The sequence below is a fragment of the Streptomyces sp. NPDC050164 genome (genome assembly GCF_044459945.1).
GTDB classification, from domain to species: Bacteria; Actinomycetota; Actinomycetes; order Streptomycetales; family Streptomycetaceae; genus Streptomyces; species Streptomyces coeruleorubidus_A.
In genome coordinates this window covers 409,400-432,160 of the sequence record NZ_JBITJK010000003.1, presented here as the reverse complement: position 1 = coordinate 432,160, position 22,761 = coordinate 409,400, and the positions used below count along the sequence as shown (strand labels likewise).

20 protein-coding genes are annotated in these 22,761 nt (G+C 72.5%); 6 read left to right on the top strand and 14 right to left on the bottom strand.

The features are described from left to right. The 4 genes from ACIBNA_RS07400 (at position 1) to ACIBNA_RS07385 (ending at position 4,449) form a co-directional block, all read left to right on the top strand. On the top strand, positions 1 to 1,947 hold the full coding sequence (locus ACIBNA_RS07400) for a fumarate reductase/succinate dehydrogenase flavoprotein subunit (RefSeq protein WP_399164275.1): 1,947 nt from the start codon (positions 1 to 3) through the stop codon (positions 1,945 to 1,947). Continuing rightward, positions 1,944 to 2,693: a succinate dehydrogenase/fumarate reductase iron-sulfur subunit gene (locus ACIBNA_RS07395; RefSeq protein WP_399164274.1), complete on the top strand. Its 750-nt coding sequence runs from the start codon at positions 1,944 to 1,946 to the stop codon at positions 2,691 to 2,693. The genes ACIBNA_RS07400 and ACIBNA_RS07395 overlap by 4 nt, the downstream gene beginning before the upstream one ends. Positions 2,694 to 2,869: 176 nt before the next feature. Beyond that, the gene (locus tag ACIBNA_RS07390) at positions 2,870 to 3,637 is read left to right on the top strand and encodes a GNAT family N-acetyltransferase (RefSeq protein ID WP_399164273.1); all 768 of its coding nucleotides are present in this window, start codon (positions 2,870 to 2,872) and stop codon (positions 3,635 to 3,637) included. Then, positions 3,637 to 4,449: a lysophospholipid acyltransferase family protein gene (locus ACIBNA_RS07385; protein ID WP_399164272.1), complete on the top strand. Its 813-nt coding sequence runs from the start codon at positions 3,637 to 3,639 to the stop codon at positions 4,447 to 4,449. The genes ACIBNA_RS07390 and ACIBNA_RS07385 overlap by 1 nt, the downstream gene beginning before the upstream one ends. 15 nt (positions 4,450 to 4,464) lie before the next feature. On the opposite strand, the gene ACIBNA_RS07380 is transcribed toward ACIBNA_RS07385, so the two are convergent. The 9 genes from ACIBNA_RS07380 to ACIBNA_RS07340 form a co-directional block, all read right to left on the bottom strand. Continuing rightward, the gene (locus tag ACIBNA_RS07380) at positions 4,465 to 6,813 is read right to left on the bottom strand and encodes an ATP-binding cassette domain-containing protein (protein WP_399164271.1); all 2,349 of its coding nucleotides are present in this window, start codon (positions 6,811 to 6,813) and stop codon (positions 4,465 to 4,467) included. Between the two features lie 11 nt (positions 6,814 to 6,824). Next, complete coding sequence (locus ACIBNA_RS07375; protein ID WP_399164270.1) at positions 6,825 to 7,823, bottom strand: LLM class flavin-dependent oxidoreductase; 999 nt, start codon at positions 7,821 to 7,823, stop codon at positions 6,825 to 6,827. 56 nt (positions 7,824 to 7,879) lie between these two features. Continuing rightward, the gene (locus tag ACIBNA_RS07370; protein WP_399164269.1) at positions 7,880 to 9,265 is read right to left on the bottom strand and encodes an FAD-binding oxidoreductase; all 1,386 of its coding nucleotides are present in this window, start codon (positions 9,263 to 9,265) and stop codon (positions 7,880 to 7,882) included. Between the two features lie 121 nt (positions 9,266 to 9,386). Further along, on the bottom strand, positions 9,387 to 11,048 hold the full coding sequence (locus ACIBNA_RS07365; protein WP_399164268.1) for a LuxR C-terminal-related transcriptional regulator: 1,662 nt from the start codon (positions 11,046 to 11,048) through the stop codon (positions 9,387 to 9,389). 78 nt (positions 11,049 to 11,126) lie between these two features. Continuing rightward, on the bottom strand, positions 11,127 to 12,305 hold the full coding sequence (locus ACIBNA_RS07360) for a GTP-binding protein (RefSeq protein WP_399164267.1): 1,179 nt from the start codon (positions 12,303 to 12,305) through the stop codon (positions 11,127 to 11,129). A 4-nt stretch (positions 12,306 to 12,309) separates the two neighbouring features. Beyond that, complete coding sequence (gene rpmF / locus ACIBNA_RS07355; protein ID WP_095750490.1) at positions 12,310 to 12,480, bottom strand: 50S ribosomal protein L32; 171 nt, start codon at positions 12,478 to 12,480, stop codon at positions 12,310 to 12,312. Positions 12,481 to 12,586: 106 nt separating this feature from the next. Beyond that, positions 12,587 to 14,182, bottom strand: coding sequence for a cation acetate symporter (locus ACIBNA_RS07350; protein ID WP_399164266.1), 1,596 nt, complete (start codon positions 14,180 to 14,182; stop codon positions 12,587 to 12,589). Continuing rightward, the gene (locus tag ACIBNA_RS07345) at positions 14,176 to 14,622 is read right to left on the bottom strand and encodes a DUF485 domain-containing protein (RefSeq protein ID WP_399164265.1); all 447 of its coding nucleotides are present in this window, start codon (positions 14,620 to 14,622) and stop codon (positions 14,176 to 14,178) included. Before ACIBNA_RS07345 ends, ACIBNA_RS07350 begins: the two co-directional genes overlap by 7 nt. Before the next feature lie 429 nt (positions 14,623 to 15,051). Further along, positions 15,052 to 16,260: a right-handed parallel beta-helix repeat-containing protein gene (locus ACIBNA_RS07340; RefSeq protein ID WP_399164264.1), complete on the bottom strand. Its 1,209-nt coding sequence runs from the start codon at positions 16,258 to 16,260 to the stop codon at positions 15,052 to 15,054. An 817-nt stretch (positions 16,261 to 17,077) separates the two neighbouring features. Here ACIBNA_RS07340 and ACIBNA_RS07335 point away from each other — a divergent pair. Together ACIBNA_RS07335 and ACIBNA_RS07330 are read left to right on the top strand one after the other, a co-directional pair. Then, the gene (locus ACIBNA_RS07335; RefSeq protein ID WP_193508448.1) at positions 17,078 to 17,572 is read left to right on the top strand and encodes a hypothetical protein; all 495 of its coding nucleotides are present in this window, start codon (positions 17,078 to 17,080) and stop codon (positions 17,570 to 17,572) included. 104 nt (positions 17,573 to 17,676) lie between these two features. After that, a complete protein-coding gene (locus tag ACIBNA_RS07330; RefSeq protein WP_399164263.1) occupies positions 17,677 to 17,922 on the top strand; it encodes a hypothetical protein in 246 nt (81 codons plus the stop codon). 25 nt (positions 17,923 to 17,947) lie between these two features. Here ACIBNA_RS07330 and ACIBNA_RS07325 read toward each other — a convergent pair whose 3' ends face one another. The 5 genes from ACIBNA_RS07325 to egtA form a co-directional block, all read right to left on the bottom strand. Further along, positions 17,948 to 18,163: a dodecin gene (locus ACIBNA_RS07325; protein WP_399164262.1), complete on the bottom strand. Its 216-nt coding sequence runs from the start codon at positions 18,161 to 18,163 to the stop codon at positions 17,948 to 17,950. Positions 18,164 to 18,278: 115 nt separating this feature from the next. Continuing rightward, positions 18,279 to 19,241, bottom strand: a complete 963-nt coding sequence (gene egtD / locus ACIBNA_RS07320; RefSeq protein ID WP_399164261.1) for an L-histidine N(alpha)-methyltransferase — start codon at positions 19,239 to 19,241, stop codon at positions 18,279 to 18,281. Next, positions 19,238 to 20,029, bottom strand: a complete 792-nt coding sequence (egtC, locus tag ACIBNA_RS07315) for an ergothioneine biosynthesis protein EgtC (protein WP_399164260.1) — start codon at positions 20,027 to 20,029, stop codon at positions 19,238 to 19,240. Before egtC ends, egtD begins: the two co-directional genes overlap by 4 nt. Next, positions 20,029 to 21,366 carry an ergothioneine biosynthesis protein EgtB gene (gene egtB / locus ACIBNA_RS07310; RefSeq protein WP_399164259.1) on the bottom strand — a complete coding sequence of 446 codons (1,338 nt, stop codon included), beginning with the start codon at positions 21,364 to 21,366 and terminating at the stop codon, positions 20,029 to 20,031. The genes egtC and egtB overlap by 1 nt, the downstream gene beginning before the upstream one ends. Beyond that, positions 21,363 to 22,664, bottom strand: coding sequence for an ergothioneine biosynthesis glutamate--cysteine ligase EgtA (gene egtA / locus ACIBNA_RS07305; protein ID WP_399164258.1), 1,302 nt, complete (start codon positions 22,662 to 22,664; stop codon positions 21,363 to 21,365). The genes egtB and egtA overlap by 4 nt, the downstream gene beginning before the upstream one ends. Positions 22,665 to 22,761 lie beyond the last annotated feature (97 nt).

Genomic DNA, 22,761 nt, shown 5'->3' with positions numbered 1-22,761 from the left:
ATGACCTACACCGACTACGCGACCGGCGAACCGGTCGTCGACACCAAGGCGCCGAAGGGCCCCGTCAACGAGCGCTGGGACACGCGCCGCTTCGAGGCCAAGCTGGTCAACCCCGCCAACCGGCGCAAGCACACCGTCATCGTCGTCGGCACCGGCCTCGCCGGCGGCTCCGCCGGGGCCACCCTCGCCGAACAGGGCTACCACGTCGTCCAGTTCTGCTACCAGGACTCCCCGCGCCGCGCCCACTCCATCGCCGCGCAGGGCGGCATCAACGCCGCGAAGAACTACCGCAACGACGGCGACTCCATCCACCGGCTGTTCTACGACACCGTCAAGGGCGGCGACTTCCGGGCCCGCGAGTCCAACGTCCACCGGCTCGCGCAGATCTCCGTCGAGATCATCGACCAGTGCGTGGCGCAGGGCGTGCCGTTCGCCCGCGAGTACGGCGGCTTGCTGGACACCCGTTCCTTCGGCGGCGTCCAGGTGTCGCGGACCTTCTACGCCCGTGGCCAGACGGGACAGCAACTGCTGCTCGGCGCCTACCAGGCCCTCAGCCGGCAGATCGCCGCCGGGAACATCGAGATGCACCCGCGCACCGAGATGCTCGACCTGATCGTCGTCGACGGGCGGGCGCGCGGGATCGTGGCCCGTGATCTCGTCACCGGCAGGATCGACACGTACTTCGCGGACGCCGTCGTACTCGCCAGCGGCGGCTACGGCAACGTCTTCTACCTGTCGACGAACGCCATGAACTCCAACGCGACCGCCATCTGGCGGGCGCACCGGCGCGGCGCCTACTTCGCCAACCCCTGCTTCACCCAGATCCACCCCACCTGCATCCCGCGCACCGGCGACCACCAGTCCAAGCTGACGCTGATGAGCGAGTCGCTGCGCAACGACGGCCGCATCTGGGTGCCCAAGGCCAAGGGCGACGACCGCCCGCCGAACGAGATCCCCGAGGACGAGCGCGACTACTACCTGGAGCGCATCTACCCGTCCTTCGGCAACCTGGTGCCGCGTGACATCGCCTCCCGCGCCGCGAAGAACGTCTGCGACGAGGGCAGGGGCGTCGGTCCCGGCGGCCAGGGCGTCTACCTCGACTTCGCCGACGCCATCGAGCGCATGGGCCGGGGAGCCGTCGAGGCCAAGTACGGCAACCTCTTCGACATGTACCAGCGGATCACCGACGAGGATCCGTACCGGGTACCCATGCGGATCTACCCCGCCGTGCACTACACGATGGGCGGCCTGTGGGTCGACTACGACCTCCAGACCACCATCCCCGGCCTGTTCGCGATCGGCGAGGCCAACTTCTCCGACCACGGGGCCAACCGGCTCGGCGCCTCCGCGCTGATGCAGGGACTGGCCGACGGCTACTTCGTGCTCCCCGCGACCATCAACGACTACCTCGCCCGCAACCCGCACAAGGACCAGGTCGACACCGGCCACCCGGTCGTCCAGGAAGTGCTGGCCGAGACCGAGGACCGGCTCAACCTGCTGCTGTCCGTCGACGGCGACCGCACACCCGACTCCTTCCACCGCGAGGTCGGCGAGCTGATGTGGGAGTTCTGCGGCATGGCCCGCACCGACTCCGGGCTGCGCAAGGCGCTGGAGCGCATCCCGCAGATCCGTGAGGAGTTCTGGCGGCGCGTCAAGGTGCCCGGCACCGGCGAGGAGTTCAACCAGTCGCTGGAGAAGGCCAACCGCGTCGTCGACTACCTGGAGCTGGCCGAGCTGATGTGTCTCGACGCGCTGCACCGCGGCGAGTCCTGCGGCGGCCACTTCCGCGAGGAGTCCCAGACGCCCGACGGCGAGGCCGCCCGGAAGGACGAGGAGTTCGCGTACGCGGCCGCCTGGGAGTTCAACGGCACCGGCGAGGCTCCGGCCCTGCACAAGGAAGACCTGGTCTTCGAGTACGTCCACCCCACCCAGCGGAGCTACGCATGAAGCTCACCCTGCGCGTCTGGCGGCAGCAGAACGCCGATGCCGACGGCACGATGTCCACGTACGAGGTGGACGGCATCTCGCCCGACATGTCGTTCCTGGAGATGCTCGACACGCTCAACGAGGAGCTCATCCTGCGGGGTGAGGATCCGGTGGCCTTCGACCACGACTGCCGTGAGGGCATCTGCGGCGCGTGTTCCCTCGTGATCAACGGGGAGGCGCACGGGCCCGAGCGCACGACCACCTGTCAGTTGCACATGCGGTCGTTCAAGGACGGCGACACGATCGACGTCGAACCGTGGAGGGCGTCAGCGTTCCCGGTGATCAAGGATCTGGTCGTCGACCGTTCGGCGTTCGACCGGATCATCCAGGCCGGCGGCTACATCACCGCGCCGACCGGTGCGGCTCCCGAAGCGCATGCCACGCCGGTGCCGAAGCCGGACGCCGACTTCGCCTTCGAACACGCCGAGTGCATCGGGTGCGGTGCGTGTGTCGCCGCGTGCCCGAACGGTGCGGCGATGCTCTTCACGTCCGCCAAGATCAACCATCTGAACGTGCTGCCCCAGGGGGCGCCCGAGCGCGAGACACGGGTGCTGGACATGGTGGCGCAGATGGACGAGGAGGGCTTCGGCGGGTGCACCCTCACGGGAGAGTGCGCCACGGCCTGCCCCAAGGGCATTCCGCTCATGTCCATCACCGGCATGAACAAGGAGTGGCTGCGGGCCACGCGGAAGGTGAGCAAGCGGTAGGCCGGGTGCGGGCGCGTGGGGGCTGTTCCGCGCCCCTTGGAGGGCGTTGCACTTCTGGCATTCAGCATTCTGGCATCCGCGCTCCCGACGCTCGTCACGCGAAGGTCAGGCGGCATGGGCACAACAGTGGGCGGCGGCACCGCTCGCCGCCTCCGGCCCGTGACCAGGAGAGAGCCATGACCGGCGTACTGACCGTCGACCGCCCCGCGCAGCCCACGGCCCCCACCCGCTACATCGTCGCCCTCGCCCGGGACGAGGAGGACGTGCGTGCCGCGCAGCGGCTGCGGCACGACGTCTTCGCCGGGGAGATGGGCGCCCTGCTGACCGGCTCGCAGCCGGGACTGGACGTCGACCCGTTCGACGCGTACTGCGACCACCTGCTCGTCCGCGAGGAGACGACCGGCCAGGTCGTCGGCACCTACCGACTGCTGCCGCCGGAGCGCGCGGCGGTCGCCGGGCGGCTGTACTCCGAGAACGAGTTCGACCTGAGCTCCCTCGCCGGGATCCGGCCGGAACTCGTCGAGGTCGGCCGCTCCTGCGTGCACCCCGACCACCGCGACGGCGCGGTCATCAGCCTCATCTGGGCCGGTATCGCCCGCTACATGGTCGACCGGGGCCACGAGTGGCTCGCCGGCTGCTGCTCCGTCCCGCTCGCCGACGGCGGCGCCCTGGCCTCGGCCACCTGGGACCGGGTGAGCGCCAAGCACCTGTCGCCGCAGGAGTACCGCGTCCGGCCCCTGCTGCCGTGGGTCCCGGGCCCCGCGCCCGCCGCCCGCGTCGAACTGCCCGCCCTGCTGCGCGGCTACCTGCGCCTCGGCGCCTGGGTGTGCGGCGAACCGGCCCACGACCCGGATTTCGGCGTCGCCGACCTGTACGTGCTGCTGCCGATGAGCGGGGTCAACTCCCGCTACCTGCGGCACTTCCTGTCCCTCGTCCCCGCCTGATGAGTGCCTGGCTGCCCACCGCGCCCTGCACGCCGCAGGCCTGTGTCGAGGCGTCGGCGGGGGTGACGGCGCGGGTCGTGCCGCGTGCCGTGCTGCGGCTCACCGCGGTCGTCCTGCTGCTGCTCGCGGGGATCGTGCTGTCGCCGCTCGGCGCTCGGATACCGGCGTCCCTGATCCGGCGGTGGTGCCGGTGGATCGTGCGGGCCGCAGGGGTCCGGGTCCGCATCACCGGCGCCGCCGTCCCCACCGGCGGACTGCTGCTGGTCGCCAACCACATCTCCTGGCTGGACATACCGCTGCTCGCCGCCGTACGCCCCGCCCGGATGCTGGCCAAGACCGAGGTGCGGCGGTGGCCCGTCGCCGGGCCGGTGGCCGCCCGCGGCGCCCTGTTCATCGACCGGGACCGGCTGCGGGCCCTCCCGGACACCGTCGCCCGTATCGCCCGGGCCCTGCGCGAGGGCGCCGCCGTCGCGGCCTTCCCCGAGGGCAGCACCTGGTGCGGCCGGGCCCAGGGCACCTTCCGCCGGGCCGTCTTCCAGGCCGCCCTGGACGCCGGGGTTCCGGTCCAGCCGGTCCGGGTCCGCTACCGGCTCACCGGCGGAACCACCTCCACCGCCCCGGCGTTCGTCGGCGACGACAACCTGCTCGCCTCCCTGTGGCGGGTCGCGACGACCCGCAACCTGGTCGCCGAGGTCGAGGTCCGCGCCCCCATCCCCCCGGGCACGCACCCCGACCGCCGCTCCCTGGCCCGCTCCGCACAACAACAGGAGACGGCGGCGCCGGCGTGGACGCACACGGTGCTGGTGGCGTAGAGACCCTGGAGGACTTCAGCGAGAGCCGGACAGTGTGCGTGCCAGATACGGCGCCGTCCGGCTCGCCGCCGAGCGTGCCACCTTCGTCGGCGGCCCGGCTGCCACGATCCGGCCGCCCGCGTCGCCGCCGCCCGGGCCGAGGTCGATGACCCAGTCCGCGCCCGCGACGACGGACATGTCGTGCTCGACGACGATCACGGTGTGCCCGGCGTCGACGAGGCCGTGCAACTGCCGCATCAGGACGTCCACGTCGGCCGGGTGGAGGCCGGTCGTGGGCTCGTCCAGGAGGTAGAGCGTGTGGCCGCGCCGGCCGCGCTGGAGCTCGCTGGCCAGTTTGATGCGCTGGGCCTCGCCGCCGGAGAGCTCGGTCGCGGGCTGGCCGAGGCGGAGGTACCCCAGGCCCACGTCGAGCAGGGTGCCGAGGCTGCGGGCGACGGCCGGGGTGTCGGAGAAGAACTCCGCCGCGCTCTCCACCGTCAGGTCCAGCACCTGCGCGATGTTCCGCCCCCGGTACGTCACCTCCAGCGTCTCCGGGCCGTACCGGGCCCCGCCGCAGTCCGGGCAGGGCGCGTACGTGCTCGGCAGGAACAGCAGCTCCACACTCACGAACCCCTCGCCCTGGCAGGTCTCGCAGCGTCCGCCCACCACGTTGAAGGAGAACCGGCCGACGCCGAAGCCCCGTTCGCGTGCCCCGCCGGTGGCCGCGAACACCTTGCGCACGACGTCGAAGAGGCCGGTGTACGTCGCGAGGTTCGAGCGCGGAGTGCGACCGATCGGCTTCTGGTCGACCGAGACCAGCCGGCCCACCCCGGCCGTCTCCTCCGTGATCTCCCCGATGAGCGTGGACTTGCCGGAGCCGGACACCCCCGTGACCGCCGTGAACACGCCGAGCGGGAACTCGGCGGTCACACCGCGCAGGTTGTGCCGGGTGACCGGGCCGGTCTTCAGCCACCCGCTCGGTTCGCGGACCTCGCGCGCCGGGGCGCGGGAGTGGTCGAACAGGTAGCGGGCCGTCGCCGACTCCCCGACGGCCGCCAGCTCGGCGACCGGGCCGCTGTGCAGCACCCGCCCGCCGTGCTCGCCCGCATGCGGACCCACGTCCACCAGCCAGTCGGCACCGCGTACGACATCGAGGTGGTGCTCCACCACGAACACCGAGTTCCCGGCCGCCTTCAGCCGCTCCAGCACGACGAGCAGCGCCTCGGTGTCCGCCGGGTGCAGCCCGGCCGACGGCTCGTCGAGGACGTAGACGACACCGAACAGGCCGGAGCGCAGCTGGGTGGCGAGGCGCAGGCGTTGCAGCTCGCCCGCGGAGAGGGTGGGGGTGGACCGGTCGAGGCTGAGGTAGCCGAGGCCGAGTTCGACGATCGGCGCGATGCGGGAGGTGAGATCGTCGGTGAGGACCCGGGCGGTCTGAGACGTCGCGTCGAGCGCGGCGGCCAGCTCCACCAGCGGCAGCGCGGCCAGCTCGGCGATGGTCCGGCCGCCGAACGTCACCGCCAGTGCCTCGGGCCGCAGCCGGCTGCCCCCGCACGCCGGGCAGGGGGCGCTGCTGAGGAACCGCTCGGCCTTCGCCCGCAGGGCCGGGCTCTTGGAGTCCGAGAACGTCTTCATCACATACCGCCGGGCGCTCATGTACGTGCCCTGGTACGGCCGCTGGATCCGGTCCGCGTCCCGCACCGGGTGCACGGTGACCACCGGCTGCTCGTCCGTGAACAGAATCCACTGGCGCTCGCCGGCGGGCAGCTCCCGCCACGGCCGGTCCACGTCGTGGCCGAGGGCGTCGAGGACGTCCCGCAGGTTCTTGCCCTGCCAGGCCCCCGGCCACGCGGCGATCGCACCCTCGCGGATCGACAGAGACGGGTCGGGGACCAGCAGCTCCTCGCTCGTACGGTGGACCCGGCCGAGCCCGTGGCACTCCGGGCAGGCCCCGGCCGCCGTGTTGGGCGAGAAGGCGTCGGAGTCGAGGCGCTCGGCACCGGGCGGGTAGGTGCCGGCCCGGGAGAACAGCATGCGCAGCGAGTTGGCGAGGTTGGTGACGGTGCCGACCGAGGAGCGCGAGGTGGGCGCCGCCCGGCGCTGCTGGAGCGAGACGGCCGGCGGCAGACCGGTGATCTCCCCGACCTTCGGCGCGCCCACCTGGTGGATCAGCCGGCGCGCGTACGGCGCGACCGACTCGAAGTAGCGCCGCTGTGCCTCCGCGTAGATCGTGCCGAACGCCAGCGACGACTTGCCCGAGCCGGACACTCCGGTGAAGACGGTCAGCACGTCCCGGGGAATGTCGACGTCGATGCCCTTCAGGTTGTGCTCGCGGGCGCCGCGGACACGGACGTACGGGTCGTGGGGGCCGTGAGGGTCGTGCATGGGCAACGACTCTAACCGGAGGTGATCGCGGCCAGCCGCCGGTAGGAGTCCAGCAGCGCCTCGCGGTCGTACGTGCTGGTGGTGACCAGGACCTCCTGTGCCCCCGTCTCTTTGAGCACCGTCTCCAGCTCGTGCGCGACCTGCTCCTCGGTGCCGGCGATGTGGCCGGTGAGGCCGGAGTCGTACAAGCCGCGTTCCTTGGCCGTCATCGTCCGGGACTCGATCCGCTCGGCCGGCTCCAGCGGCGGGAAGGTGCCGTGCGTGCGGGAGTACGCCATTGCCCAGGCCTCCGGGACGAGCAGCCGCCGGGCCTCCTCGGGGGTGGCGGCCACCGCGACCGTGCCCGAGACGACCACGTACGGCTCACTCGCCCAGGGCGAGGGGCGGAAGTGCTCGCGGTAGTGGTCGATGCCGCGCCGCATCTTCTCCCGGTTCCTGAAGTCGCCGATGACCATGGGCAGGCCCGCGCGGGCCGCGATGCCGGCGCCCTCGCCCATGGCCAGGACGAACGGCGGCACGGCCAGCCCTTCGGCTGGACGCGCGTGCACTCCGGTCGGGGAGGTGCCCCGGAACCAGCCGAGCAGCTCCCGCAGCTGGGCCTCGAAGTCCTCGGCGTCCTCCTTGTCACGGCCCAGGGCCTTGCGCACCCCGTCCGTGAAGCCGACGGACCGCCCCAGACCCATGTCGATCCGCCCGGGGAACAGCGACTCCAGCACCCCGAACTGCTCGGCCACGACCAGCGGCCGGTGGTTGGGCAGCATCACCCCGCCGCTGCCGACCCGGATCGTGCGGGTCGCGGCGGCGACGGCGGCGGCCAGCACGGTCGGCGCGGATCCGGCGACCCCGGGGACCCCGTGATGCTCCGAGACCCACAGCCGGTGGTACCCGAGCCCCTCCAGCTCCCCGGCCAGCCGCACGGTGTCGCGCAGCGCCTCGGGATGCGTGTGCCCCTCGCGGGTGCGGGACCGGTCGAGGACGGAGAACCTGGTCGTCGCGATCACGGAGCTCATACAGGGTTCAACACCGGCGGGCCCCCAGGATTCCTCATCTCGTGCGCACCTCGTCCTCACGGAGCGATGTTGTGGTTGAGGCGGAACAGGTTGCCCGGGTCGTGGCGCCGCTTCAGCTCCGTCAGACGGGCGTGGTTCGCGCGGTAGTTGACCTGCACCCGGTGCTGGTCGTCGCTGTCCTGGAAGTTGACGTAAGCGCCCTGAAGGGAGTGCGGTTCGAGCGCCCTGTGGAAGGCGCGCACCCAGTCCCTCTGCTCCTCGCAGTCCTCACGGGTCGTGAGGGTCGCGCTGAGCGCGATCGAGAAGTCGGCGTCCCTGTAGGAGAAGGCGGTGGCCTGCGGCCCGACCCGGTGACAGGCACCGTCGAGGGGGAAGCCGATCGTCACGCTCTGCAGGGAAGGTGTCGTGGCGCCGTGCTCGACGAACGCGTCGACGGCGCCGTCCGGCAGGCCCTTGAGGAAGGCGCCCTTCCAGTAGTGGAAGAGCCCCGGGGGGACCAGGGCGTCGAACAGGGTGTTGATCAGCGGATAGGGCATGCGCGCCACGTGCCGGCCCAGTACCGGCCCCAGCCCGGCGACACGGGCGCGGACCTGGTCGTCCTCGGTCTCCGGCCCGGTCCAGCAGGTGATCACGCCACACAGGGGCCGGCCGTGCCAGCGTTCGGGCAGGAACGGCACCGGCGGTCCGAGCCCGACGACGAGCAGCGCGCCGAGCCGCTCGTCGCCCTCGGCGACGAGTTCCCGGTACCGGCGTATCACCTCGCCGTCGAGCGGGTAGAACGTCGGCCCGCCGAGGACGTCCGCCACGGGGTGCAGACGGTAGGCGAACGAGGTGACCACGCCGAAGTTCCCGCCGCCCCCGCGCACGGCCCACAGCAGGTCGGCGTCGTGCTCCTCGGTGCAGGTCAGGAAGGACCCGTCGGCCGTCACCAGGTCCACCGCGACCAGGTTGTCGCAGGCCAGACCGCACCGCCGGGCCAGATAGCCCATACCGCCGCCCGTCGTCAGGCCGCCCACTCCCGTGGTGGAGACCATCCCGCCGGTGGTGGCCAGGCCGAAGGCGTGCGTGGCGTGGTCGACGTCCGCCCAGGTGGCGCCGCCCCCGACCCAGGCCGTGCGCGTCCCGGGGTCGACGCGGACGCCGCGCATCCGCCCGAGGTCGAGGACGACACCGTCGTCGCAGGTGCCATAGCCGGGGACGCTGTGGCCGCCCCCGCGCACCGCGAGCGGCAGCCTCTGGTCGCGGGCGAAGTCCACCGTGGCGATGACGTCACCGGCGTCGACGGCTCTGACGACGATCGCCGGGTGTTTGTCGTGCAGGGCGTTGTAGACCCCGCGGGCCTCGTCGTAGTCCGGGTCGCCGGGCCGGACGATGTCACCGCGCGCCGCGCCGCGCAGTCGCTCCAGCAGCCGCTCGTCCAGGGCTGGTGTGGAGATGGTCATGACCGCCACCCGCCTTCCGTTCGCCGCTTCGGGTACAGCACCTGTCTACGCCTGGCGGCCGGGGCGGCTCATCGCCGGAACCGCCCATCTCCGGCGGACCCGGAATGGGCCGAAAAGCCCATCAGGCGGCCAGTCCGTGCCGGTACGCGTACGCCGTCGCCGCCGCCCGCGAGGACACGCCGAGCTTGGCGAAGATGTTGTTGAGGTGCCGCGCGACGGTGTGCTCGCTGATCACCAGTTCGGCGGCGATGGCCCGGTTCGTCCGGCCCGCCGCGACCAGCCGCAGCACCTGGATCTCGCGCTCGGTGAGCCCGCCCGCCTCCCGTCGGCGCGCGCTGGCCAGCAGAGCGGCGGCCCGGCGGGAGTCCGGTACGGCACCCAGCCGCTGGAAGGTCTGCCGCGCGGCCCGCAGCTCCATCCGGGCCCCCTCCTCGTCTCCGGCGGTGCGGTCCACGGCGGCCAGGGCCATCCGCACCTGGGCCGCCTCGTAGGGGACGTCGAGCCCGAGCCAGAGCGCGAGGGCGCGGTGCAGCAGGGGCAGCGCACGGTCCGGGTCACGCTCCGCGAACGCCACCGCGCCGCCCGCCGCAGCGGCGCTCGCGTCCAGCGGCGTTGTCACCGAGCCCCGCCGCCGCTGCCACTCCCGGGCCAGCTCGTCGAGTTCCCCGGCCGCCGCGCGGGCCTCCTCCAGCCGGCCGAGCGCGAGGGCAATCTCCACCTGGGCCGCCAGCAGCCTGCACCGCCCGAGGCTGCCGGCCCAGGGCGTCCCCTCGTGACCCGCGAGGGCCGGTCGCAGCATCGCCGCCGCGGCCTGCGCCCTGCCCTGGGTCAGCCGCAGCAGGGCGAGGCCGGGCTGCGGATCACGGCCGAGCTCGTGCGCCCGCGCGTACGCCTCCTCGGCCGCCGCGAGCTCACCGCGGTGCCGCTGGATCTCCCCGGTCACGTAGAAGGCCTCGGCGGCGATCCGCCGCTCGTACGGCAGCAGCTCCTCGCAGGTCCGTAGGGCCTCGGCCACCGCCTCCGGCCAGCTGCCGCGCAGTGCCAGTACCTCCACGCGGTGCACCCGGCACAGCCCGCGATAGTTGTTCTCCGCCGGCATGGCCGCGCACCACCGCATGGCCGCGTCGGTCCACTCGGCGGCGCGTTCGAGGTCGGCACAGGCCATGCACTGCTGGAGCCCCAGGCAGTAGACCCACCCGGTGAAGAAGCTGCTGAGCTCGCCCGCCGCGGCCGAGCACATCGCCTCGTCGAGGAGGTCGAGCCCCTCGGCGATTCGGCCCTGGGCCACCAGAACCCCGGCCTGCGCCTGCACTCCCATCGCGGTCAGGTCCGGGCTGCGGCAGCGCCGGGCGAGGTCCGTCATCCGCCGGGCGGCGGCCATCGCCTCGCCGAACGCGCCGCGCTGCCGCGCATCCTCCGCGTCCATCCAGGCGAGGTAGCACTGCTCGACGCACTCCGGCTCGCCGCCGAGGTGCCGGCGGGCCCGGCGCAGCCAGCCGGCGGCCACGGCCGTGTGCCCGGCCAGTTGATGCTCGTAGAAGAGCATCCAGGCGCAGTACCCGGCCCGCCGGGCGTCGCCCTGTGCCGTGTACCCGGAGTAGGCCCGCATCCGTGCGGTGATCGACTCCTCGACCCGGCTCGTCCACCAGGCGGCATCGGCGAGCGCGGCACAGTCGTCCGGGGCGAGACGGCCGGCGTCCAGGCCGCGCAGGAGGGGGTACGCCTCGGCCCATGCCTCCCGGGCCACGGCGTCTCGTGCCTGCCGCAGCGCGGACTCCGTCACGTGCGGCTCCCTTCGCGCTCTTGCCGAGCGTGACCGCCTCTCACCAGCATAGGCAGGCCGGGGCGCCGTGACCCGGGGTCAGTGAAGGGAGACCGGCGGCTGTGCGGCGTGCTCGTGTTCGCAGGTGTCCTCGAAGCCGTACGTGTCCCAGGCGGGGAACGGGTCGGCCGCCGGGACGCTCTCGCCGGGCCGCATCAGGCAGCCGGCCAGCGCGGTGTGCAGGGCGTCATGGTCGAGCTGGGTCCCGATGAACACCAGCTCCTGTGCGCAGGGCGCCTCATGGTCACGCGCGGCGGAGGGCTCGAACCGGGCGACGGACCCGGCCTGCGACCACAGCCCGGTGACGTGCGGGCGGCTCGCCAGGGTGAAGAAGCCCTTCGACCGCAGGATCCGCCCGTACGTCCCCGCGTCGAGTCCATCCGTCACGAAGGTCCACAACCGGCCCGGGTGGAAGGGGAGTTCGGAGCGGAAGACGGTGGAGGAGATGCCGTACTCCTCGGTCTCCGGAACGTGGTCGCCGTTGAGTTCTCGCACCCAGCCCGGCGCCTGCTGTGCGCGCTCCAGGTCGAACAGCCGGGTGCCGAGCACCTGGCGGAGGTCCACCCGGCCGTGGGTCGCCGTGACCAGCCGGGCGACCGGGTTCAGCCGGGTCAGGGCCGCCCGCAGCCGGGCCGCCGCCTCCTCGTCGACCAGGTCGAGCTTGTTGAGCACCAGGACGTCGGCGAACTCGACCTGGTCGATCAGCAGATCGCTGACCGTGCGCTCGTCGTCCTCGTACGGGGCGAGACCCCGCTCGGCGAGGTCGTCGCCGCTCTCCAGTTCGGCGAGGAAGTTGGCCGCGTCCACGACCGTGACCATGGTGTCCAGCAGGGCCACGTCGTCGAGGGCGGCGCCGTCGTCACGGGCGAAGGCGAAGGTCGCCGCGACGGGCATCGGCTCGGAGATCCCGGACGACTCGATGAGGAGATGGTCGAACCGGCCCTCGCGGGCCAGCCGGTCCACCTCGTCCAGCAGGTCGTCGCGGAGCGTGCAGCAGATGCAGCCGTTGGTCATCTCGACCAGGCGTTCCTCGGTCCGCGACAGGGCGGCCTCGCCGCCGCGCACCAGGGCCGCGTCGATGTTGACCTCGCTCATGTCGTTGACGATGACGGCGACGCGCAGTCCCTCGCGGTTGGCCAGGACATGGTTGAGCAGGGTGGTTTTGCCCGCCCCGAGGAATCCGGAGAGCACGGTGACGGGCAGCCGTGCGTGCGGCATCGTCTCAGCCCTCGGGGCGCAGCAGGCCGCGCTCGTAGGCCTTGACCAGGTTCTGCGGTACGAGGTGACGGACGCCGTCGATCGTGACCGGGACCAGCGTCGGCGTGGCGGCCTTCCACTGGGCGCGGCGGTGACGGGTGTTGCTGCGGGACATCTTCCGCTTCGGGACAGCCATGGGACTCCTCCTCGGTGGACAGGCACCGAGGACGCTACATGAAAATGGATCCCATTAACAATTCGCGTCCCCGGTGCCAGGGACACCGATGTCCCGGACTTGTGCGTCAGTCGTCGGCGCCCACGAGCATCCGCACCTCGAACTCCTCGTGTGCGCTGCTCTCCTCGGCCGGACCCTTGTCCAGCACCGTGCCGAGCCAGCCCAGCAGGAAGCCCACGGGGATGGAGACGATGCCGGGGTTCTGCAGCGGGAACCAGGCGAAGTCGGCCTCGGGGTAGAACGAGGCCGGGGCGGAGGAGACGACGGGGGAGAACACGGCGAGCAGGACGGAGCACAGCAGCCCGCCGTAGAGGCTGAGCAGCGCTCCCTTCGCCGTGAAGCGCCGCCAGAAGAGTGTGTAGATGATCGTCGGCAGGATCGCGGACGCCGCGATGGCGAAGGCGAGGAACGCGAGCGTCGCGGTGTTCGCCCCCCACGCGACCAGGGCCAGCAGGATGCCGAGGATGCCGATGACCGCCCCGGACAGCCGTGCGACGGTCAGCTCCTCCGTCTCGCTCGCCCGGCCCTTGCGGATCACCTCGCTGTACAGGTCGTGCGCGAGCGACGAGGCCGCGGCCAGGGTGAGACCCACCGCCACGGCGAGCAGGGTCAGATACGCCAGGCACGTCAGCAGCGCGGTGAAGACGCTGCCGCCCAGTTCGTGCGCGAGCAGCAGGACGGAGGCGTTGCCCGTGCGGTCCGTGCTCTCGATGGCGTCCCGGCCGAGGAGCGCGGTGGCGCCCAGGCCGAGGATGCCGGCCCCGAAGCAGACCGCGCCGACCAGGCCGATGGCCCACAGGACGGAGGAGCGCAGAACGCTGCTGCTGCGCGGGGCGAGCAGCCGCATCAGCACGTGCGGAAGGGCGGCGAGGCCGAGGACGATGGCCAGTTCGAGGCTGAGGAAGTCCAGCTTGCTGCTGATGGTGCCGCCGTAGCGAAGCCCGGGTTCGAGGAAGGTCAGACCGGTTCCGCTGCGGTCGGCCGCCCTTTCGAGCAGCGCGTTGGGGTTCCAGTCGAAGCGGTGCAGCACCCAGCCCGCGGTGAACAGCACGCCCGCGATCAGCATCACGGCCTTGATGACCTGGATGACCGTCGCTCCGGGCATGCCCCCCAGGGAGGCGTACAGGATCACGAACGTGCCGATCACGGCCACGCACAGGGTGCGGGTGGTGGCGCTCGGCGCGCCGGTGAACTGCGTCAACAAGGCCACGCCGCCGACGAGTTGGGCCACCAGATAGAGGGTCGTGATGGCCAGGATGCAGACGGCCAGCGCCACCCGCACCGGCCGCTGCTGCCGGGGCAGGCGCAGCGCCACCGTGTCGCCCAGGGTGAACCTGCCCGTGCGTTGCAGGGGTTCGGCGATGAGCAGCAGCACCATCATCCAGGCGACGGTGGTGCCGCCGAGGTACATCAGTCCGTCGTACCCGGTCAGGGCGACCAGTCCGGTGCTGCCCAGCAGGGTGGCGGCGGACAGGTAGTCGCCGCACATGGCGAGACCGTTGCGCAACGGCGACATGGCGCGGTTGCCGAGGTAGAACTCGCTGATCTCGTCGCGCTGAGGCGCCGTGAGCAGTGCCGTGAACAGGGTGATCACGACCACGGTCAGGAACAGGACGAACGTCAGCTGGAGGCTGCTGTCGTCGATGGCGGCGATCGTCACCACGTGCGGAATCCCCTCGTGCCGTGCTGGAGGGGCTGCCCGGTCCCTTGGGGCGGCGCCGCCGAGCGGGCGCGGCGGTTCTCGTTCTCGTACTGCCGCGACCTCAGGCCGCGGGCGAGCGGATCGACCCGGTTGCGCATGTGCCGGACATAGCACCACGCGGTCACACCCATGATGACGAACTGCCCGAGACCGAGGGTGAGTCCGATCGTGAGGTGGCCGAACAGCGGCTGGTTCATCACCGCGGGCACAAAACTCGACAACAGCACATACAGCAGGAATCCGCCGACGGACAGGATCGTCGCCCGGGTGCCGAACCGGCGCTGCGCGCGACGCAGGGAGTGGAATTCGGGATGGTCGGATATACGAGACGGCGGAGCGTGTTCGATGTGCGGAAGCGGGAATGTGGGAGTGTCATCCCGTCGCGGTGGAAATTCGGGCACAGGCGCACCTTCTTCGCTGCTTCGTGCCCCGCACTCGACCCCTTCGAGTCAGTGGTCTCGTCCGGCTTCCGAGCAGGGTGGAGGGATACCGGACGCACTGTGGGGGTGCGGGCTCTGTGGGGGTCTCGTGAAACTGAAAAACTCGGTATTCGGATTCACGTGGACGGCCTCGGGGTTCTTGTGGAGATCCCCGACCAGCCCCGGCCACGGGTGGTGGCGAGGCTGAATGCGGAGTATGTCAGTGCGACGCTTGAGCCATCAACTGTGAGGATCAATTGACAGCTGTCGTGGCTCGTGCACGCCGCCGTCCAAGGGAGGGCGATACGGCGGCGGCATGCGGAAAGGGCTGCCTCGCGAAAGGTATGGACCATTTCTCCGGCCGGGCTGTCCCAGCGCGCACCGCCCCGTCGGACAGCCCGGCCGACCTGGTCAGAAGCGGGCGCCGACGGCGGTGCCGGACCGGGGAACGAGGAACGCCGGCGCCTTCGGCAGCGAACCGTCCGCCGCCCGGGGGCCGGTGAGCGGGGCCGGGTCGTTGCTCTGCACCGAGGCCGCGTTCCAAGTTCCACCGATGTTCCAGGAGTTGCCGCTGGCGACGGTCCCGGACCCGACGGCCGCCGGGCGCTGGTCCGCGACGGCGAGGTTGCCGGTGAGCCTGGCGGTTCCGCCCGAGACGTCGGCGTCGAAGCCCGTACCGGCGTTGCCGTACGTGGAGTTGCGGCTCAGGGCGAGGGAGCCCGGGTTGCCGTTGTCGGTGAAGCCGTGCTTGGCGTTCTTGAACGAGACGCTGTTGCGGACGGTGTGGGACACCGCCGGGGCCGGGCTGCCCCCGCCGAGCTTGAAGCCGTTCCCGTCGCCCGCGAAGTCGGGGAAGTTCCAGCGGTTGAAGCCGTTGCCGTACGCCACGGTGTTCTCGATCGTGACCGGGGAGGCGAACTCCCAGGCGTCGAAGCCGTCGTCGACGTTGTTCCACAGCCGGGCGCCGCGCACCACGTTGCCCGGACCGCTGCCCTCCTTGATGGCCAGGCCGTCGGCGCTCTCGCCGTTCTTGCGGGGGTCGCGGTTGCCGTAACTGTCCAGGTTCAGGATCTGGTTGTCGCTGGAGGCGCCTTGGAGCTGGAAGCCGGACTCGTAGTTGTCGTGTGTGCTCAGGCGCGCGAAGACGTTGCCGTCGCAGCCGTCGCAGTACACGCCGTACGGGCCGTTGACGATCTCCAGACCCGAGATCCGCCAGTGCGACGCCTCCATGTGGATCGCCCCGCGCTCGGCACGCGGGATGCTGCCGCCGACCGGGGTGTGGCTGGCGGGCAGCTTCTCCCCGTCGACGACCACACGCTCGCCCGGGTGCGGCGAGAGGGTGATGGGCTGGGACGCGGTCCCCGAAGTGGTGATGGTGATGTTGTCCGTGAGGGCGTACGTTCCGCCGCGCACGCTGATGGTGTCTCCGGGCCGCGCCAGGTCCACGGCCCGCTGGATGGTCCTCAGTGGCCGGGCGAGCGTGCCGGGGCCGGAGTCGTCCCCGTTCGGCGCCACGACCAGGGTCGCACCCGCGGCGGCCGCCGGCCCCGCCGGCCCGGCCAGCGCCATGGCCAGCGCGGCCCCCGTCATCGCCACCGACCAGATCCCTGCGTTGCGCATACGGCCTCCTGCCTGTGCCTGTGCCTGTGCCTGTGTCTGTGCCTGTGCCTGTGCCTGTGTGGGTGTTGCAGAGCAGTGGCCGCCCGGGGGGTGAAGGTTGCCGGGGTACGGGATGAGGGGGGGCGGGCGCGCAGGCCGCAGCAAGGCTGCCGGGCGTCGTCGGCGGGGGTGGGGTGACGGGCCGGCCTGGGCACGGCCCCGCGTTCCTGCGGACCGGAGCTGGACAGGGGACTCGCCGCCGGGTGGCGGGCTGGCCGTGGGCGCGGCCCGGTTCTCGGGGCTGGGCCTGGGCCGGGGCGGGGCTGCGGACGCTCCGGGCGCGGCCTCGTGTTCCTGCGGGCCGGGAGCCGGGCAAGTGGGGTCGCCGGTCGGGTGGCGGGCCGGGCATGGGCGCGGCCTCGTTTCCGCGGGGCGGGGTGAGGGGCCGGCTTCGGACATGGCCTCGTGTTGGTGCGGATCGAGAGCTGGGCAGTGGGGTCGCCGGTCGAGTGGCGGGCCCGGCGTGGGCCCAGCCCCCCGCTCCTGCGGACGGGGCCGGGTGTGGGATGGGGCGATGGTTCGGTTCCGGGTGAGGCCCCGCGTTGCCGGGGACCGGGGGCCTGGCGGGGGACTGGCTGGTCGGGTGGCGGGCCGGGCATGGGCGCGGCCTCGTTTCCGCGGGGCGGGGTGAGGGGCCGGCTTCGGACCTGGCCCCGCGTTCCCGAGGACAGGGACCCGCGCAGCGGACTCGCCCCCGCGGCGCGCCCCCGGCGCTCATGCGGCCGGGCCTGCCCGGGGCCGGCGACGCGAACCGCCGGACGGCCCTAGGGTGGGCCGCGTGAATGACGACCGCAGCAAGGCCCCGCTGGCCGTGTTCGATCTGGACAACACCCTCGCCGACACCGCGCACCGGCAGCGGTTCCTGGAGCGCAGGCCGCGGGACTGGGACGGCTTCTTCTCGGCGGCGCCGCAGGACCCGCCGCTCCCGGAGGGCATCGCGCTGGTCAAGGAGAGCGCGCGGGAGTGCGAGATCGTCTACCTCACCGGGCGGCCCGAGCGCTGCCGGCGCGACACGCTCGACTGGCTCGCCGCGCAGGAACTGCCCGAGGGACGGGTGTACATGCGGCGCGACGCCGATCGCCGGCCCGCCCGGTTCACCAAGCTGGAGATCCTGCGGCGGCTCGCCCGCACGCGCGAGGTCCGTGTCCTCGTGGACGACGACGAACTGGTCTGCGAGGACGCCCGGCGCGCGGGTTTCACCGTCGTACGGGCCGACTGGGCCGCCCGGTCCGCCGAGCTGAAGGTGGCCCAGGAGCGGGAAGGGCGGACCTGAGAGCACGAGTTGGCGGAGTGTTTACCTCCGCCGGGTATCTCCCTGCCAGGAACCAGGACGTACCGGCGCACTCGTGCCCGGACGGCGGACATACGGGGGATGCCATGAAGGGAAGCCGTAAGGGCGCGCTCGCGGCGGCGGCGCTCGTCGGCGCGTTGCTGCTCACCGGCTGCGCGGAGCCCGACCGGAGCGAGATCGTCACCTGGACCGACGAACACGGCCGGGCCTGCACCGGCGTGGCGATCGTGGACTCCGAGGACGGCGACCGGGAGGTGAGCAGCATCGACTGCGACTACCCGCCGGAGGGCAAGCGGCCGGGCCGTTCCACCTCGGCACCCCTGCCGGACTGAGCAGGGCCGTTCGCAGGACGGCGGACTACTCGGCCTCCTCCAGCCGGAAGCCCACCTTCAGCCCCACCTGCCAGTGCGCGATCCGCCCGTCCTCGAGCTGGCCGCGCACCTGCGTCACCTCGAACCAGTCCAGGTTGCGCAGGGTCGCCGACGCCCGGCCGATGCCGTTGCGGATGGCCTGGTCGACGCCGTCGGGGGAGGTGCCGACGATCTCCGTGACCCGGTAGGTGTGGTTCGTCATTGCGCTGCTCCTCTTCAGTGACGGGCGTGTCACATGTCACTCCACCGTGCCCCACGCGGCGGCGAAGCGCGAGACGTCGCCTCCCGCCCCGCCGCCGTTCAGGGGCTCGGGGGTCTCAGCGCGCCACGCTCAGCGACAGCGCGAACCGGCCCGCCTCGTCCGTCCACCAGTGGGTCAGGTCCAGCCCCGCCGCGAACAGTTCGGCGCGCACACCCTCCTGCCGGAACTTCGCCGACACCTCGGTGCGCAGCTCCTCGCCCGCCGCGAAGTCGACGGCGAGGCCGAGCGCCGGGACCTTCACGGTCTGCGCCGTACGGGAGCGCAGCCGCATCTCGATCCACTCGTGCTCGGCGTCCCACAGGGCCACGTGGTCGAACGCGGCGGGCTCGAAGTCGGCGCCGAGCTCGCGGTTGATCACGGTGAGCACGTTCTTGTTGAACGCGGCCGTCACCCCGGCCGCGTCGTCGTACGCCCGGACCAGCACCTCCTCGTCCTTGACCAGGTCCGTGCCCAGCAGCAGGGCGTCGCCCGGGGCGAGCAGGGCACGCACGGACGCCAGGAACGCGGCGCGCTCGGCGGGCAGCAGGTTGCCGATCGTGCCGCCGAGGAACGCCACCAGCCGGGGCCCCGGCGTGCCGGGCAGCGTCAGCTCCGCGGTGAAGTCGGCGATCAGCGCGTGCACGTCGAGCCCCGGCCGCTCGGCGGCGAGCGCCTGACCGGCCTGGGTGAGGGCGCTCTCGCTGACGTCGACGGGGACGTACGTGTGCAGGTCCGTCAGGGCGTCGAGCAGATGCCGCGTCTTCTCGGAGGAGCCGGAGCCGAGTTCGACCAGGGTGCGGGCCCGGGTCGCGGCGGCGATGTCTCCGGAGCGCGCGAGGAGGATCTCCCGTTCGGCGCGCGTCGGGTAGTACTCGGGCAGTTCGGTGATCTTCTCGAACAGGTCGCTGCCGTGCGCGTCGTAGAACCACTTCGGCGGCAGCGTCTTGGGGCGGCCGGTCAGACCCCGGTGGACGTCGGCGCGCAGCGCGGCGTCCGTGGCGTCCTCGGGCAGCGTGCGGGTGAGGCGGAACGGGCTCACGTACGGGGCTCCTCGGGGTGTGCGGGCACGAAGGCGTCGGTCGGCTCCTTCAGCGGCGTGAGCAGCACGTCCGTGCGGCTCGCCGCGAGCAGGGTGCGGTCGGGCACCTCCTGCCAGTGCGGATCGTCGTCGTAGGGCTCGGAGGCCACGACGGTGCCGCCGCCGGGCCGGGTGAGATACCAGAGGGTGTCGCCCCAGGCGGTCGCGGTGATGGTGTCGCCGTCGGTGAGCAGGAGGTTGAGCCGGGAACCGGGGGCCGCGGCGGCGACCTCCAGGACCGTGTCGGCCAGCGCCTGGCCCTGCTCGTCGCCGCTCCTCAGACGGGCCAGGACCAGGGCCCACACGAGCGCCGAGTCGTTGCGGGCCTCCAGCGACAGCAGGTCCTCCGGCGGCAGGTTGCGGGACACCGGCGCGAGCGAGCCGGGCCAGCCCTTGACCGCCCCGTTGTGGCTGAACAGCCAGGTCCCCGCGGCGAACGGCGCCGCCGCGGCCTCCGCGTCCGCGCCCGACAGCGTCGCGTCCCGCACCGCGGCGAGCAGTGCGGTGGACCGTACGACCCGGGCGAGATCGGCGAAAGACAGGTCCGCCCAGATCGGCCCGGCCCGGCGGTAGCGGGCCGGCACCGGGTCGCCCTCGGCGTACCAGCCGACGCCGAATCCGTCGGCGTTGACCGTCCCGTACCGCTGCCGCCGGGGCGCCCAGGACTGCCGGTACAGCCCGTGCGGGGGCTCGACGAGGAGTCGGCCGAGCGGCTCGGCCGGTCCCACGTACGCCACATGACGGCACATCAGACGTCCTCCGAGCGGGCCGTGCGGAACCCGGAGAAGATCTGCCGCCGGATCGGGTAGTCCCAGTTGCGGAACGTGCCCCGGCAGGCCACCGCGTCCACGGCGAACGAACCGCCGCGCAGCACCTTGTGGTCGGACCCGAAGAAGACCTCCGAGTACTCCTTGTACGGGAACGCCCTGAACCCCGGGTACGGCAGGAAGTCGCTCGCCGTCCACTCCCACACGTCGCCGATCAACTGCCGTACGCCGAGCGGCGACTCGCCGGCCGGGTAGCTCCCGGCGGGCGCCGGACGCAGATGTCGCTGGCCGAGGTTGGCGTGCTCCGGACCCGGGTCGGCGTCGCCCCACGGGTAGCGCATGGAACGGTCGCCGGCGGGGTCGTACCGGGCCGCCTTCTCCCATTCGGCCTCCGTGGGCAGCCGGCGTCCCGCCCAGCGGGCGTAGGCATCGGCCTCGTACCAGCACACGTGCAGCACGGGCTCGTCCGGCGGGACCACCTCGGTGACGCCGAAGCGCCGCCGCAGAAACTGCCTGCCGTCCCGCCGCCAGAACAGCGGGGCCGAGATGGAGTTCCGGCGGATGTGGGCCCAGCCGTCCGCCGTCCACCAGCGCGGGTCGTCGTAGCCGCCGTCCTCGATGAACGCCTGGTACGCGCCGTTCGTCACCGGGGTGGTGTCGATCCGGAAGGGCGCCACCTCGCGCCGGTGGGCGGGCCGTTCGTTGTCCAGGGCCCACGGCTCGTCGGAGGTGCCCATCGTGAACGGGCCGCCCGGGACGAGGACTTCGGACGGACCGGTGAACAGCGGCGCCGGCTCCGGGTCGGGCGCGGTCAGGGCCTGCGGGCCGCGGCGGAGCTGATGGGTGATCAGCATGGTCTCGTCGTGCTGCTGTTCGTGCTGGGCGATCATCCCGAAGGCGAACCCGGCCTCCGTCAGCCGCGTCCCGTGGAACGCGGCCTGCTCCAGCACGTCCAGCGCGCGGCCACGTACGTCGGCCGCGTACGTGCGTGCCTCGGCGGGCGACAGCAGGGGCAGCTTCGGCCGCTCGGCCCGCGGGTGCTCGAAGGCGTCGTACAGGCCGTCTATCTCGGGCCGTATCGCCTCGTGCCCGGCGACGGCCCGCAGCAGCCACTGCTCCTCCTGGTTGCCGATGTGCGCCAGGTCCCACACCAGCGGCGACATCAGCGGCGAGTGCTGCGCGGTCAGGTCGGGGTCCTCGACGCAGCTCGTCAGCAGGGTGGTGCGCTCGCGCGCGACGACCAGCGAGGCGACCGCGCGCTCGCGGAGAACCTCGGGGTCGGCGGTATGGGTGTCGACAGCGGGGCTGGTGTCGGTCATGGGCGCAGGTCCTTCCCGTGGGCGCGACCGTCCGTGCCGCGCTGTCGGTCGAGCAGGTCGTCGGCGGGGCAGCGGCCGCGGACGACGTAGTGGTCCAGGTAGGCCGTGACGGCGTCCGTCACCTCGGGCGCGGCGCCGAGCCGGGGCAGGGCGTCCAGCGCGGCCGTGAAGCACGTGACGGCCACCTCGCGCAGTTCGGCGTCGGCCAGCCCGCTGCGGGCCGCGTCGATCCACAGCGGGTTGTGCGGCGCGGGCAGCCCCAGCGTCCGCTCGGCCAGCGGCTTCACGGCCCGGTAGGCGGTCTCGGTGGCCTCCGGGTCGTCGAACAGCGCCGCCGTCACGGCAAGCGGCACGATCCAGCCGTCGTCACCGGGCTGCGCGTCGATCATGCGCAGTTCGAGATGGCCGCGCGGCCTGACCGGCGGGAACAGCGTCGTGACGTGGTAGTCGAGGTCCTCCCGCGTGGGCGGCCTGGGCAGGCCCGTGCGGGTCCACTCCCGGAAGGTGAGCCCCTCCGGGACGTCCCAGGGCCCGCCGTCGCGCCGTACGCACATCACGGGGGAGTCCAGCACGTGCCGGGCCCAGGCGCCGCGCGGGTCGGCGTCCAGCGGTGGTCCGCCCGCCCGGCCGGCGCCGATCCGGGTCCACATCAGCTGCCGGGTGGACAGCCAGCCGGTCGGCCGGTGACCGGCGAGCGGGGAGTTGGCGAACGCGCCCACCAGGACCGGGCCCAGATGATGGGCCAGCCACCAGCGCCGCACATGGCCGAGAGGCCCCGGCTCCTCGTGGCCGGCGTCGACGCACACCTGCACGGAGGCCGAGGTGCACATCATGGCGCGGCCGGAGGGGCCGGTGCGGTCGAGGCAGGCCTCCATGGCGTCATAGCGCGGTTCGCGCAGGAACCGGCGGGGTTCGTGCCAGGGATCGTGGCCGAGGCCGACCAGCGTGAGGCCTGACTCGCGCAGCACCGCGCGGATGGCGTCGAGGTCGGCGGAGACGGTGGCGATGACTTCCGTCAGCGAGGCGGCGGGGGGCGAGCTCAGCTCCAGCTGGCCGCCGGGCTCCACGGTGAGCGCCGACCTCAGGGACAGGGACCGCAGTGCGGCGTAGGCCGCGTCGAGTCGTTCGGGTGTGACGGGGAGCTGCGGTGCGCGCAGCTCGTGGACGAGCCATTCCACCTCGACACCGAGGCGGCGCGGCGGGCCGGTCTTGAAGCAGATGCCGCGGACGAGTGCCTCGACCTCGGCTTCGGACAATGAGGTGCGTGGCCGGGTACAGCCACCTACCGATTCGGACATGTCGGGATCCTCCTGAGATTCCACCATGCCACCGGTCCGGACTCCTCGGCGGCCCGGGCCGGGTTCACTCGTCCCACCCAAGTCCCTCGTGTCGCTC